12 protein-coding genes are annotated in these 13,794 nt (G+C 63.4%); 2 read left to right on the top strand and 10 right to left on the bottom strand.

Features of this window, described 5'->3' with window-relative positions:
- Positions 1–273: 273 nt before the first annotated feature.
- From EV216_RS16840 to EV216_RS16795, 10 genes are all read right to left on the bottom strand, one after another.
- Entirely contained in the window at positions 274–3,300 is a 3,027-nt protein-coding gene (locus EV216_RS16840; protein ID WP_132696840.1) for a chemotaxis protein CheB, read from the bottom strand.
- Positions 3,301–3,838: 538 nt separating this feature from the next.
- The gene (locus EV216_RS16835) at positions 3,839–5,251 is read right to left on the bottom strand and encodes a mannose-1-phosphate guanylyltransferase/mannose-6-phosphate isomerase (protein WP_132696838.1); all 1,413 of its coding nucleotides are present in this window, start codon (positions 5,249–5,251) and stop codon (positions 3,839–3,841) included.
- Between the two features lie 297 nt (positions 5,252–5,548).
- The gene (locus tag EV216_RS16830; protein ID WP_132696836.1) at positions 5,549–5,863 is read right to left on the bottom strand and encodes an H-NS histone family protein; all 315 of its coding nucleotides are present in this window, start codon (positions 5,861–5,863) and stop codon (positions 5,549–5,551) included.
- A gap of 380 nt (positions 5,864–6,243) precedes the next feature.
- Positions 6,244–8,415 carry a putative bifunctional diguanylate cyclase/phosphodiesterase gene (locus tag EV216_RS16825; protein WP_165899311.1) on the bottom strand — a complete coding sequence of 724 codons (2,172 nt, stop codon included), beginning with the start codon at positions 8,413–8,415 and terminating at the stop codon, positions 6,244–6,246.
- Positions 8,385–8,783 carry an SET domain-containing protein-lysine N-methyltransferase gene (locus EV216_RS16820; RefSeq protein WP_132696832.1) on the bottom strand — a complete coding sequence of 133 codons (399 nt, stop codon included), beginning with the start codon at positions 8,781–8,783 and terminating at the stop codon, positions 8,385–8,387. The genes EV216_RS16825 and EV216_RS16820 overlap by 31 nt, the downstream gene beginning before the upstream one ends.
- A gap of 22 nt (positions 8,784–8,805) precedes the next feature.
- Positions 8,806–9,129, bottom strand: coding sequence for a transporter (locus tag EV216_RS16815; protein WP_132696830.1), 324 nt, complete (start codon positions 9,127–9,129; stop codon positions 8,806–8,808).
- A 1-nt stretch (position 9,130) separates the two neighbouring features.
- On the bottom strand, positions 9,131–9,709 hold the full coding sequence (locus EV216_RS16810; protein ID WP_132696828.1) for a glycosyltransferase family protein: 579 nt from the start codon (positions 9,707–9,709) through the stop codon (positions 9,131–9,133).
- A complete protein-coding gene (locus tag EV216_RS16805; RefSeq protein ID WP_165899310.1) occupies positions 9,681–11,384 on the bottom strand; it encodes a glycosyltransferase family 2 protein in 1,704 nt (567 codons plus the stop codon). The genes EV216_RS16810 and EV216_RS16805 overlap by 29 nt, the downstream gene beginning before the upstream one ends.
- A complete protein-coding gene (locus tag EV216_RS16800) occupies positions 11,371–11,622 on the bottom strand; it encodes a hypothetical protein (RefSeq protein WP_132696818.1) in 252 nt (83 codons plus the stop codon). The genes EV216_RS16805 and EV216_RS16800 overlap by 14 nt, the downstream gene beginning before the upstream one ends.
- A gap of 92 nt (positions 11,623–11,714) precedes the next feature.
- A complete protein-coding gene (locus EV216_RS16795; RefSeq protein WP_132696816.1) occupies positions 11,715–12,404 on the bottom strand; it encodes a hypothetical protein in 690 nt (229 codons plus the stop codon).
- A 616-nt stretch (positions 12,405–13,020) separates the two neighbouring features.
- Between EV216_RS16795 and EV216_RS16790 the strand changes: the two genes are divergently transcribed.
- Complete coding sequence (locus EV216_RS16790; protein WP_132696814.1) at positions 13,021–13,251, top strand: type II toxin-antitoxin system Phd/YefM family antitoxin; 231 nt, start codon at positions 13,021–13,023, stop codon at positions 13,249–13,251.
- The gene (locus tag EV216_RS16785; RefSeq protein ID WP_132696812.1) at positions 13,248–13,661 is read left to right on the top strand and encodes a type II toxin-antitoxin system VapC family toxin; all 414 of its coding nucleotides are present in this window, start codon (positions 13,248–13,250) and stop codon (positions 13,659–13,661) included. The genes EV216_RS16790 and EV216_RS16785 overlap by 4 nt, the downstream gene beginning before the upstream one ends.
- Positions 13,662–13,794 lie beyond the last annotated feature (133 nt).

Raw genomic sequence — 13,794 nt, 5'->3', positions numbered from 1 at the left:
CAACAAGCTCGACGAACTGATGCCTTGGAACTGGGCGCCGATGGCTGCCCCGCAGGCAGAGGCCGCCTAAACCGCGGTATCAACCGGGCGGTTACAGCCCCTTTGCTCGCGGTGATTTATAAAAAGCTATTCTATCTAGGGTTGTGAAAGAAGCCAGAAAATACCTACGGTTGCGCGACGTGACCCTGGACCAATAGCCTCGGCCCATCGCTCGACAAACCCGGATCGTCCGCGCTCATCCCGGAAAGGCGAACGGTGCCCCCAAATTGACACTCAGCCCCCGGCGAGTTGGTCTTTCCATGGGGTGATCTCTATGTGACTGACGACCGCACCGAAATTCTGGCCGACCACGGGTGCGACGGTCATGAAGAACCAGCGTTTCTGTTCCGAAGAGTGGCACGGATACTCAAGCGAGAACGACGTCCGTGATCCTTCCAGGATTTCCTTCACCCCCTCCAAGGCGGATACAGCGCTGCGCATGTCCTCCGAGCACGACCTTGGTGGGCTGGAGGATATGGCACCTCGGCAAACCTCGAGGTAGTTGGACCCGGGGCCACTGCCTTTCAGGTCAGGGTCGCCATTGGCCTTGGCAAAGCGTATCCAGGCAGCGTTCGTCAGAAGGATCGTTCCATCGAAGTCCAGCACGGCGATATGTTCGGGCAGCGCGTCGATGATTCCCTGAAGCTTGGCGAGGTTTCGATAAACGGTCACGTTCATCACCGTGACGACGGCGCCGCGTTGACCGCTGGCCTTGATCGCGTAGGGCACGATGCGCACAAGATAGATTTCGCCATCGTCTCCGATGACTTCGCGTTCACATCGGTCTTCGGTCCGGATCGTGTCGTGTATGTCGTCGACCAGAGACGGGTACCTCAATCTGTGCGTGATATCTCCCAGCGGCCGTCCGACATCGCTGTCCCGGAGCTTGAATATCTTGCTGGCATCCGGCGAAAATCGCGTGATCAGGAGCATTTCGTCGACGAATACGGTCGCGATCCCGACTGCACGCAGCATGCTGCCAAGATCGGCATTCAAACGGTTCAGAAGCGAGATCTTCTCCTGATACTCGGCATTGACCGTGTTGATCTCCTCGTTGACGGATTGAAGCTCTTCGTTGGAGCTTTGCAATTCCTCGTTCGAAGCCATCAACTCCTCGTTGGTCGCCTGCAGTTCCTCATTCGACGTCTCGAGCTCTTGGATGGCGCTCTGCAGGTCGGCGCGCGTCGCCTCGAGCTGTCGTTCCAGGATCTCTATGCGGGTACTCTCGAGGCTCAGAAGGTCGATCTGCTGCAGCTCCATGTGGCCCGGCCCGTCGGCATCCACCCTTTCGAAGCTGAGCAGAACGCAGGGGGTCGGCAACTCCGGCGAGACCACAGGAACAGCGTGCAGCCGCACGACGTGGCCAACGTCGTCGATCGAGAACTTGGTTGGTTCGGAAACATGTGCGCTTCCGGACTCGACAGCCTTGCAGATCAGCACGCTCGCCACCGCGGCCATCGCTTCGGGCAGCAATCGGGCGAGATCGAGGGTGGCCTTTCCAGACCGCGTGCGAAGGAACGGGCTGACATCGCCGTGGAAATGGAGCGCCTCATAGTGATCGTTCACAAGGATCGAGGGCGGCGCCCAGGTATCTAGAAGCGTCCGAAACGCGGAATCCAAGGCGATGTCCATCGCGTCCGGGTCGGAGGGGTGCATGCCGCTCGGGCGCGACAGATGGAGCGTCCCTCTCGTTTCTCTCCGGCTACGATTACTTCTGGCTGCGGCGCGCGAAAGCTGTGGCGGTGCAAGATCGATCTTCCCTGCCGATCCGGCGCTTTCGAGACGAAAAATCTTGTTGCTTGCATCGACCGTTTCGTAACGTGCTTGTCCGAGGCCAAGTGACTCGCTGTGGCCGAGAAAGAGAAAGCCGCCACTCTTGGCCGCGAAACGGAGGCGGTTCAGGGCGGATTGCTGTGCTTTGGGGCGCAGATAGATCAGGGTATTTCGGCAAGATACCAAGTCCATTCTCGTGAAGGGCGGGTCTTGCAAGAGGTTGTGACGCGCGAAAATGAGCGATTGGCGCAACTCGGGGGAAACGACCAGCGTGTCGTGGTCCTGCGTGAAGAACCGCTCCAGACGCGCCGGACTGACCTCCGCGGCAATCGAATCCGGGTATACACCGGCCGCAGCAACCTGGAGGCTATCCTCGCTGACATCCGTCGCGAACACCTTGAGGCTGTGCAAACGCTGCGCCCTCTCGAACGCCTCGTGAAACAGCATGGCTATGGAATAGGCTTCCTCGCCCGTCGCGCAGCCTGCAACCCAGACACGCGCTGTGTCCCGTGGTGCCAAGCCTTCGACGATACGCGGGATTACCTTTTCTTCCAGCGCCCGAAACGCGGCGTCGTCGCGAAAGAAGCGCGTCACCGAGATCAGAAACTCTCGCCGGAGCGCCATGAGCTCAACTTCCGACCCAGAGAGTATCTCCAGGTAGTCAGCGAGGTTGCTGACTCGCTGTATCTGCATCCGCCGGGCCAGACGGCGCAAAATAGTCGTGCTCTTGTAGTCGCGGAAATCAACACCACCCGACGCGATGAGGCGCAGGAAGATTTGCTCCAGAACCGAGGCATCATCCTCGGGCGTATCAGCCGGTTTTTCCTCCAATTGCTCGCCGCCCTGCGAAACGGCCGACACACGCAGTTTCGGCGGTGCCGCCTTTTGGGAAAGCGCGCGTTCGGCCAGTTCTGCCGCACGAAGACAGGCATCAACGACGCCCGCGCGCTTGACGCTGAGGGGCATGCTGTCGAATTTCGACTCTTCGGGATCCTGGATCAGAACAAGTCCGCCGGCGTCATTGATGGAAATCGCCCCCCTCGTTCCGTCGGAGCCGGTGCCGGACAGGACAATCCCGATTGCGCGCGGCCCCAAGGCTTGGGCCAGGGATGTGAAGAAGATGTCGATCGGAAGCGACAGAGCCTCACTGCGCGGCGACAATTTGAGGACATCCGCCTCAATCCGCATCTCTGCGCCGGGCGGAATGAGGTAGACGTGATCACGTTCGACCCGCTGGTCCGCCTCGATCATTGCTACAGGCATCTTGGTGTGGCGCGACAGCAGATCCGCCATCAGACTCTCGTGTTTGGGCGAGAGATGCTGGATCACAACGAATGCCGCGCCGGAATCACAGGGACAGTTCTCGAAGAAGACCTCCAGTGCCGAGAGACCACCGGCAGATGCCCCGATCCCGACCACGCGCAGCGGTTCCCGGCCCTCGGACGAGAGCATCGTCTCTCGCTGGACAGAACCCTCGGGCGACTCCATGCGTCCTCCTGCTTCTTGGTGCGTCTCATGCCGTCCGCACAGACGTCTGTTCAGGGGAAAGAGATCAGGTCACGTTTCTCGATTACAACTTTAAATAGTAAAATCCAATGGATCTTCGTTTTACGGTTTTGAGCCCTTCGATTTTGTCAGTCTCAGGCTGTTCTCTGTCCCAGGACACCGCCGTGCACTGGTCTGACCCCTGAAGCGGAACGCCCACAGCCCGATCCAATTGCCCACCGGCCCCTCTGCCGAATGGAGCCGTTTGGCTGGCAATCGCGCCCGACACCCGCCGGACATCCACGCATCGGATGAGTCGAGCGTTGCTCTTCCTGCCCTATCGGGCGCCACCGTGCGCGCGATGACCCGGATGCCCCCTGCAGTGGACTGCCCGCAGATGCCGTTGTGACTTTGAAGGTGTTGGTGACGGCCCTGCAGCACCTCGATGTGACGCATAGATCAGAAAGCTCGATGCCGAGATCGACTGTCCCATGTCGACGCCGAGCGCCGCACCCTGGAGGGTCGTCAATGGACCTAGACTTCATCCCCGGTCGTAGATGTCCTGGTAGCGGATGATGTCGTCCTCGCCCAGATAGCTGCCAGTCTGTACCTCGATCAGGTACATCGGCAACCGACCGCGATTGGCCATTCGGTGAACGGTGCCCAGCGGGATGTAGACGCTCTGGTTCTCGGTCACCAGGCGGACATCCTCGCCGATGGTCACCTCGGCTGTGCCCTCGACCACGATCCAGTGCTCGGACCGGTGCATGTGGCTTTGCAGGGACAGCACGCCGCCCGGCTTCACCATGATCCGCTTGACCTGGAAGCGCCCGCCCAGGCACAGGGTCTCGTACCAGCCCCAAGGCCGGTGAAAGCGCGGATACTCGTCGGCCTGCGCCACCTTGGCGGCCCTCAGCGCCGAGACCACCGCCTTGACGTCCTGGGCGCGGGACTTGTCGGCCACCAGCACCGCATCGCGCATCGCCACTGCGACGATGCCCGAAAGCCCCAGCCCGACAAGCTGCATGCCGTCCTCTTCCGAGCGCAGGTAGCTGTCGGAACACTCGATCGCGGTCACCGGCCCGTCGGTCGCGACCCCGTCCGCATCGGGCGCCCGTGCTTGCCAGATTGCATCCCACGAGCCCAGATCCGACCAGCCCCCCGTCAGCGGCACCGCTGCCACCTGCTCGGCCTTTTCCATGATCGCGTAGTCGAACGAGATCGCTTGTGCCTGCCCGTAGCCTTCGGCGTCGAGTCGCAGGAAGCCCAGATCCGCGCGGCCCTGCGCTATGGCCGCACGGCAAGGCGCGACCAGATCCGGGGCATGCGCCTCGAAGGCGGCGATCACATCGGCCACGCGGAACAGGAAGATCCCGGCATTCCACAGGTAGGTCCCCGCCGCCAGAAAGGCCTCGGCCGTTTCCTGGTCGGGCTTTTCTCGGAAGCTTTTCAAGGACACCGTTTCGCCCGGAACCGGCTCTGCGGCGAGTTCCAGATAGCCATATCCTGTCTCGGGCCGGTCGGGGGGAACGCCGAAGGTGACAAGGCAGCCATCCCGCGCAGCGCCCGTCCCCGCGGCAACCGCGCACAGGAACCCCGGCAGATCGCCGATCACATGATCCGAGGGCGCGACCAGCATCCGTGCCTCGGGATCATCCGCGAGGATCAGCGCCGCGGTCAAGATCGCGGGCGCGGTGTCACGCGCCACCGGCTCGATCACCACCTTCGCATCCGACAGCCCCAGCGCGGCGGCCTGCTCGGCCGCCATGAAGCGGAACTCCTCGCCGGTCATGATCAGGGGGGGCGCGAAATCCGGCCCGGCAAAGCGGCGCAGGGTCTGCTGATACAAGCTCTCATCGCCGATCAGCGGCGCGAACTGCTTCGGATGGGCCTTGCGCGAGGAAGGCCACAGCCTTGTGCCCGAGCCACCGCAGAGAATGACGGGATGGATCATGCGAGAAGTCTCTGTACCGGTCCGACTGCGGAAATCCGTACCTCTTGGGCCTGCGAGGCTTGCATGGCATTATGGCACGGCTTTGACCAGCCTCCGTCCCCTGTTTCCGGCTCGCGGCCACGCGATGTGGGAACTCCTGCATCCGCGACAATCGGCACGGGGTGGATCCACGCCGACACCGAAACACACACATCTTCTAGATGTCGCGACTTCCCGCCCGAGACCTCGGCAAAGGCCTTCCGGGAAACCCGGCCCGCCCCCTACGGGCAGGGCCGGATTCACGGATCGTGGCGAACCTCAGATAGCGAAGGCCTCGAGCGAGGTGCCGGCTGCGAGCGCCTCCTTGATCCAAGCCGGTTGACGTCCCCGTCCCGACCAGGTCAGCGCCGGATTCTCCGGGTGACGGTATTTCGGGATCGGTCTCGCACGCCCGCGCCGGGCCTCTCCAGTGACTTCCGCCAGCGTGAAGCCCATCTCCCGCGCCTGCGCCTCGAGCGCCGCCCGCGCCTCCTGCAGGCGCCGCGCATCATAGTCCTTCAAGGCCCTGTCGACATCCTTGCGAAGCTGGATGAGGTCTTCCCTGGAAAGCGAGTCTAGATCGATCTTGGTCATTTGGCTTGTCTGCTCCGCGGTTTCTGAGCCGTGTCGGCTTTCTACGATGATTTCCTTTTAGAGCTTTCATTCAGGCGACACAATTCTTAATGCGGCCATATCCGCAAGAGTTTTCCGGTTGGCGCAGAGCGGCAATATGGGCGACGCATGATGTCGCGGAGTATGGTAATTCGCGCCTGTTATTAGAAAATCAGAGGCCGGTCGCTTCGTCGGTGTTTACATCTTCCCCCCGGCTACCGACAGGGTGCGCTGCTCGATGCGATTGCGATGCGTCGATCTCGTGAGCGAGCCCGATCCTGCCGGTCACCGACTGTCCAGACCCAATCAGCGCACACCGCGATCAACGGGGCCAGGTCACTGGAACGTGCGGGCACCGGGGATCAGGCAGCAGCTGTTGTGAATTCCAGGCTTATCGAAGACAGAGGCCCGGGACGGCCCAAGAGGTAACCCTGTAGGTAGTCACAGCCGGAATCGCGCAGCCTTACAAGCTCCGCCTCCTCCTCGACTCCTTCGGCCACGACCGTCATTCCCATCGAATGAGAAAGCGCGATCATTGCATCTATAATGGAAAAATCGCCGTCGCTCTGTTCGTCTACTGCGAGAAACGAGCGATCGATCTTGATCGAGTTGAACGGCATGCGTCCAAGATACCCGATTGACGTGAATCCCGTTCCAAAGTCATCAAGCGAAATCGAGAATCCGGCCGCGCGCAATATATGCAACTGTTCCGAAACCATTACCTCATCCCGGAGAGCAACAGATTCCGTGAGCTCGATGTCAATCCTTTCACTATCGACACCGTAGGAAAGAACCCTGGAGCAGAACTCATTCGCAAAGCGTGGCGCCATCAACTGTATCGGCGAAACGTTCACACTGACTCTGAGACCGGGGGTTTCTTTTAGGTCTCGGCAGACCAGCTCGAGAATGTGCCATCCTAGTGCAATCATCAGCCCCCTGGTCTCGGCGACAGGAATGAACTCGGCTGGAGACACCCGGCCAATCATGGGGCTTTCCCATCGCGCAAGGGCCTCTAGACGCAACAAACGATCGTTCTGCTTGGCATCGACGATCGGTTGATACACAATTGAGAATTCGTTCTTTCGCAGCAGTGCTGACCGTAACGCCTTCTCAATGCTGTTTTCCTTTAGGTCGCGCACCCGCATCTCTTCATCATAGATCGAGGGCTCCTGCAGCTGCAGCGCCTTGGCGGTATACATTGCACGATCCGCTCGTCGCAGCAGTTCATCTGCCGAATGTTCTCCGCTCCTGGAATAAGCAATGCCCTTGGAAACGAAGACGTCGAAAAGAAATCCATGACAACGGATAGGCGAAGAGAAAAGTTCTTCCAGCCGCGCGACCTTCGCGTCAACTATTCCCGCTAGTCTGTCTTGAGCCCAGATCACTATCACGAACTCATCGCCACCGTTTCTTGCGACGAAGCAGTTCTTGTCGGATACGGCCTGCACGCGTTCTGCGAAGATCTGAAGAAATACGTCACCACCAGTATGCCCGATGACGTCATTGACCTGCTTGAAGCGATCCAGATCCAGAACCAGGACAGCGACTTCTCCATCGTACTGCGACGTGATGCGGCTGAGGTTCTCCCTAAGAGCCAGGCGGTTGGGCAGACCCGTCAACGCATCTGTCCGGGCCAGGTCGGCGGCCTCGGCTTCCTTCTGCATCAAGGCCTTTGCGCTTGAATGCAACAGATGGCCGGCCAGCGTCGCCCCTCCGACCAAAACAACCGTTACTCCTAGAAGGATCGTGAACACCTTGTCGAAAAGGCTTGTTCCTGGCGTCGGCGGACGCCATGAAAGATAAGCCACTGGCTCTAGGGACGCTCCCAGCAAGGGCAGGGATGCCTTTCCCTTCGGTGGCACGTCGAAACGGATCACCAGTTCGGAAACAGACAACTCTCTCTCGATACGTCTCAATCGCTCCGGGTCGAGGACCTTTCCGATCGTGGCGATGGCAAGTGTCGCTTGATCGGAATCGGATCGAAGGTCTGGGTCTTCCGGCAAGAGATATGAGGCGCTGGACATCACCAGTTGGTCACCGAGACGGAGAAAGAAGTCGAACGTTTCGCGCTGCGCGATCACCAGTCCGGGAACGGCGGCACGGATCGCCTCCATCGTTTCTTCGCTAAGGTAGACCGGTTGCGGCGACAGTCCTTGGCCCACAACCCACGCGACTGGCGTGTAGAATGGTCCGTCGAACATGGCAGCGTACTCAAAGACATCGCCGCGGGCAGCCGTAATCCCGTAATTGGTGGCCAGCATCTCGATATCACCGCGCATCGCGCCCGCGAAGACATCGGTCCAGTTGTGGTAGTCGCTGGCAATCAGCGCGACCTGTTCCTGGGTTGACCGGACGCGGCCGTCCATGAGCCTGAGCGAATCCTCGAAGGCCCGCTCGTCCATCGTGTTTCGCATCGAAAGGATCAGGATCCACATCGTCCCAACGAATGCGACCAGCACGGCAGAGACGGCAAGGACGATCTTCTTGGTAAAGGAAAACCGTTTCATTTCCGGGCGACCGACGATGTCGGACAATCCGAAGGATCGAAGCCGAGCACATTGACCATGCGATAATCGCAGGTCAGTTCCTCTCCGGAACCGAGGTCACGAACCGCGCGCATCTCCTCGCCGAGGTCAACGAGAGTGGGCTGATCGCTGTGGTTCATGAAGATGTCACCATCATTACCCAGCCGGAAAACGCCGCGGGCGCTCAAGTACTCGGCATTTTCTCGGACCGCCTCAGCATAAGGGTCGAGAAGATAATGAAGGAGTGCCTCGGGGATCTCCGTGTCAAAAGTTGGTTCATACTTCCAGACGATCTGTCCTGCCTTAACGGGCTCAACAAGGAATAGACCGAGGCCATGGATGGGGCTTGGCGCGACGTAATGCTTTACCAAGAGCATGAGAAAGCTCTGCCTTTTCCAGCTAGTGCTCGACCAGAACGACCGCGATAAGGGCTGCAGCGACGCCGACAATCTGTCGTGTAGACAGCGACTCGCCGAACAAAAGGTAACCCAAGCCCGTCAACGCGACGATGGTTGCCGAACTATAGAGTACCCCGATCTGCGCCAGGCTGTGGGATTGCATGAGGATGATCCAGCCGGCGGCCGTGACGGCATACAAGGCGGCCCCGTACAGGAACCAGGCACTCAAAAAAGGCGACGTCCTGCCCGATGCTACCTTGAGAGCGTAGTCAGCCCCTACGGTCATTACGACGATGAACAACAGGACAATGTAGCTGTTGGGCATATCACGAGTTCCTGGCTCTCTTACTAGAATGCTTAGGCTTGGGCACACCGTGGCATTTTATGGTAAACAAATGACTTACGAACGGCCGCGGTCCGGTGTTCGCATCGGCAACGCGACCGTTCGGCGCGGGCGCCACCGCCTCGCCCTGGGCGCCGAGGTCGAAGGCGAAGACGGGCAGGCCGGTGGCGATGCATTCATGGGTCGCGTAGGAAAAGGTCTCGGGCCAGATCGCGGGGATCAGCCAGCGGTCGATGCCGTAATGTTCGGCAAGATCGGCGATGTCGGCATGGTCATAGGGGCCGTGGACCCGGATCGCGTGATGGGCGTAGGCTGGGTCCATCGTCCCGATCACCACGATGCGAAGCCGGTCGCCCGCATGGGCGGCAAGATTTCGCAGGATTTCTGCGCCCTTGGCCCGGCTGATCGCGCCCAGAACGCCGACGGTCGGTCGCCGGCCGGGCCGGATGGCGACCTTGCGGGGCAGGGTAGGGGGCTCGTGCGGTTTCAGCGACACCCGGTCGGCCAGATCGGGCCAGACCCGCAGCACCAGATCACGGGATGAACCGGAAAAGACCGTCACGGCGTCGGCCCGGTCGAGGAGGGCGCGCCACCTTCCGCGCCAGGTGTCGATGGTCGCCGGCCGCGCCCCGGTCAGGCGGACGAGACGGGAATAGCAGGCCTGGCAGGCCCCGTCGGCGGGCAGATCGCAGGAGTTGCCGGTCGCGTCCAGCAGGTTGTAGGACGGACAGAGCGGGAAGAAATCGTGGAACAGCACCGTGAGCCTGTCGGCCGGGCCAAGTGCCGAGACCGCCGCCCAGCCGGTGCCCGAGATAGACGCGGACCCGCCGCGCCGCGCCGACCATCGCCAGCGCCAGCGCCAGCCGCGGGCCGATCGCCGGGTCCTCGTCGATGAACGCCTGCACGGCGGCGTCATAGCCCGGGTAGCGCCGGGAAATCAGGCGGTTGTTGGCGGCGAGGCGGGCCGCCTTCTCGGGTCCGAAAGAGCTGCCGCCCCGGTGCTCGACGAACAGGGCTCCGGTCAGGACGTGCCGCGCCCCCAGCGCCGCGGTCTTCCGGCACCAGTCCACCTCTTCGCCATAGCCGCGGCCGAAGGCGGTGTCGAAGGCGGGAAGGCGGGCCAGCCAGTCGCGCGAGAGCGCCATGCAGAACCCGACGCCGGTGGGCATCTCGGTGTTGGCGTGCGTGGGGTCGAGCGTGGCGGCGGCGCGGTCGATCCTGTCGGCCAGCCCCTCGGGCAGGGGCGTCGCGCGGCACATCTGCGGGACCGATGCGGTTTCGCCGCTGTTCGTCATCGGCGTAACCGAGGCGACGGCCGGATCGGTCAGGATGGGGTGCAGCAGCCGCTCCAGCCAGTTCTCGGGCGCGAAGGCATCGGTATTGACCAGAACGACATGGCCCCGCGCAGCGGCCAGCCCCCGATTGACGGTGCCGATGAAGCCGAGATTTGTGTCGTTCCACAAAAGCCGCAGGCCGGGATGGCGCGCCTCAAGACCTGTCAGGATGTCCGCGACGCGCGGGTTGGTCGAGGCATCGTCGATCACCGTGATCCGGTGAAGGCGCGGGGTGAACCGCACCAGCCGGTCGAGGCAGCTCCGCAGCTCGTCGGGCGCGTTGTGGACCGGAACGATGATATCGACGGAGCTGTCCAGGGGCGCAGGCTCGGCCGCGCGGAACAGGCCGGGCCGGGCGGAAGGGACGCGCGGGGCAGGGGGCGGCGGCAGCAGCATCCGTTCCAGTCGCGTGCCCGCGGTGCTGTCTCCCTGCAGCGCAAAGGCGGCGAGGTCGCGCCCGTGGAAGACCGGAACCCGCAGCAGCCTGACCAGAAGGCGCGCCGCGGCAAGGCCGCGATGCAGCGCCGGGCTCGGGTCGAGCGACATCAGAAGCGCGCCGTCGGCCTCGATGGTCAGCCGCTCGGTCCCGGTCAGGCAGAGGTCGAAACCGCGCGCGGCGGGGCGGTCGGCGATATCGGGGCGGGGCAGCATCGGCACCACTTGCCGCGACTGGATCTCGCTTGCCACGGTGATCAGATGCGCATCGGTCCAGCCGCTGAGATGCATCCGCCCCTCGCGGATGTCGATGCGGTCGACGGCGCCCTTCCCGTACTTGAAGACGAGTGGCCGCGTCCACTGGCGGCGGATGTGGCGGCGCAGCGCCAGCCGCAGGGTGCGCAGCGCGGCATCAAATCGCAGGCGGTAGGGGGAGGGCAGGCGGGGCGCCGTGTCAGCGGGGTGCATTGCCGCCCCCCGTGCCAAGAAGGTCGTCCCAAAGCGCCCGCTGGCTGGCGGCAGGGTCGGGGCGGCGAAGGGCTTCGGCATTGGCCTGCGCCGGCGCGCGGGCGCGGGCGGGATCGGCGATCAGGCGTTCGATAGCCGCGGGCCAGTCGTTTGGGCCAGCCAGTGCGCACCGCCCCTCTCGCGCCGCCACCACGCCCGCGGGCCAACTGTCCGAGGCCAGCACTGCCGCCCCCGCCATCGCGTATTCCCCCAGCTTGCTGGTCGAGCGGGCGGCATTGAACGGCCCGGCGGCCAGGTGCGGGACCAGGCCGATATCGAAGCGCGCGATCTTCAGCCAGTCGAGATAGGCTGCCCAGCCCAGGGCGGGCAGAACCTCGACGCGGGGTGCTCGGCGCAGGGAGGGGGGGGGACGGGCAGGTTGGCCGACAGGATCAGCTCCACCCCCGGATGGCGCGCCAGGACCTGCCCGAGCAGCCGCATCAGCGGCGCCGCGTCGCGCGCATGGCTGCGCCCCATCAGCAGGGCGATCCGACAGGCGTCGGCCGTCGATCGGCGGGGCTCGGCAGAGGGCAGGGGCCAGGCGGGCTCGATCTCGTGCACGGGCTTGCCCGGAAGGCGCGCGCACAGGCGGTCCGTCAGCCGCGCACTGGTGGTCAGGATCACGTCGGCCTGCCGTTCGAACTGTCTGACGGCCGGCCATTCCAGCGCCAGCAGCTTGAGGCGATAGGCCGCGGGCACGCCCCGGTCCGTCAGCCCGGCCCGGATGTCGTCGTCGATCAGGTAGATCAGCCGCCGGTGGGGCGGCAGCCGACCCAGCCCGGCCGCATGGCGAAACACGATCAGCGTGTCGCCGACGGCGAAAACCGTCGGTGCCAGGCGCCGCACCTCGTCCCGTGCGATCCGGTCGGCGCAGGCGAAGGCGAAATAGAGGTCGGCCGTAGGCGAGCTCGATCCGGCGAGAAACGCGGGCCGCGCCCCGAGCTGATGCCCAAGCCGAGCGGACAGGCCGGCGGCGGTCATGTTTCCGCACCGGTGCATGGGGCCCGGTGGACGGCCGCTGCCGGGAAGGTCAAGCCGCCCGGCCTCCGCACGACGCGGCGGCGCTGAACCCCATGGCGCAGTGCTGCGCGCCTGTCCTCCTGACGTTTTCGGGTCACTGTTGGCTCATCACGCTGGCCGCCGGTGCCGGGAGCGGCACTCATACTGCTTCTGGATCAAACTTCTCTTCTTCGATGCCGCGAAAGTTGCATGAGGCAAACCCTGTCGGTCCTGACCTTCCGCCGAGACACCGAAATGCAACGGATCGCGCCGCACGGGGTCGGCGCGCCCTGCCGTCTGGTCGAGGTGATCGTTGATGCGGGGTCCGGCTGGCGGCCGTCTCCCGCATCGTCTCTCCCCAAGCTTGAAAGGGAAGAGCGACGCAGACCCCGGGCGCCTTCCTGGCGCGGACGCGCGACACCGCGCCGCCCATACCCGATACACCATTCTCCCGGCGGTGAACGTCATGGTCCATGTGGTGTTTTCCGTCGTCGCCTGAGCACCGATCCCAGGCGCTGGCGGCGCGCGGCGTGGCCGCGATGTTGATTTTCTCGACAAGATGGTCTAGGACTTGGACCAGGTACAATGCAGGTGCGCCATGCAGATGAACGTGTCCGAAGCGAAGGCGAAGCTTTCCGAACTCATTGCGGCCGTGGAGCGCGGTGAAGAGGTGATCATCGCCCGCGGCGGCGTGCCCGTCGCGCAGCTGGTCCCGGCCCGGACCCGCGGGATTCGCCTGGGGCTTCTTGAGGACAAGGTCAGCAAGGAGAGCCTCCCGGACTTTCTGGAGCCGATGAGCGAGGCAGAGCTTGCCGAGTGGGGCGCATGACGCGGATTCTGCTCGACACCCACGTTCTGGTCTGGTCGATGATCGATCCCGCGCGCCTGCCCGCTGCGGTTCTTGGAGCGGTCGAGACTGCGACGGCGGTTCTGGTCCCGCCCTGCACGCTGCACGAAATCACGCTCAAGGTCCGCAACGGTAAATGGGACGACATGGCGGGCCACGCCGGTCAGCTGGACAGCATTTGCCTGGCGCAAGGCTTCGAGTTCGCGCCCTACACGGCCCGCATGGCCATGGCAGCCGGTGCTCTGGACTGGGCGCACCGTGACCCTTTCGACCGGATGATAGGCGCCACGGCGCTGGAACTGCGGTGCCCGCTGGTGTCCCGCGACCCGGCCTTCGATGGGTTGCAGGGGGTTTCGGGCTGGTGCGGCCGGATCTGGGGCGAGGCGGCCTGACACCGACCTGTCGGGCGGCTTCAGACCTGTCACCGTTGCGGCCATGTCCCGCGAGAAGTGCCACAGCGAAGAGGCCGTCGAGGCCCGTTTCGTCGAACGGCGGATCACCGATAAGAGGTGGCGAGCGTGCCCT

Origin of the sequence: Rhodovulum steppense (assembly GCF_004339675.1) — a bacterium.
GTDB classification, from domain to species: Bacteria; Pseudomonadota; Alphaproteobacteria; order Rhodobacterales; family Rhodobacteraceae; genus Rhodovulum; species Rhodovulum steppense.
Note: the sequence above shows the minus strand (reverse complement) of the source record. Positions and strands in the feature narration are given on the sequence as shown.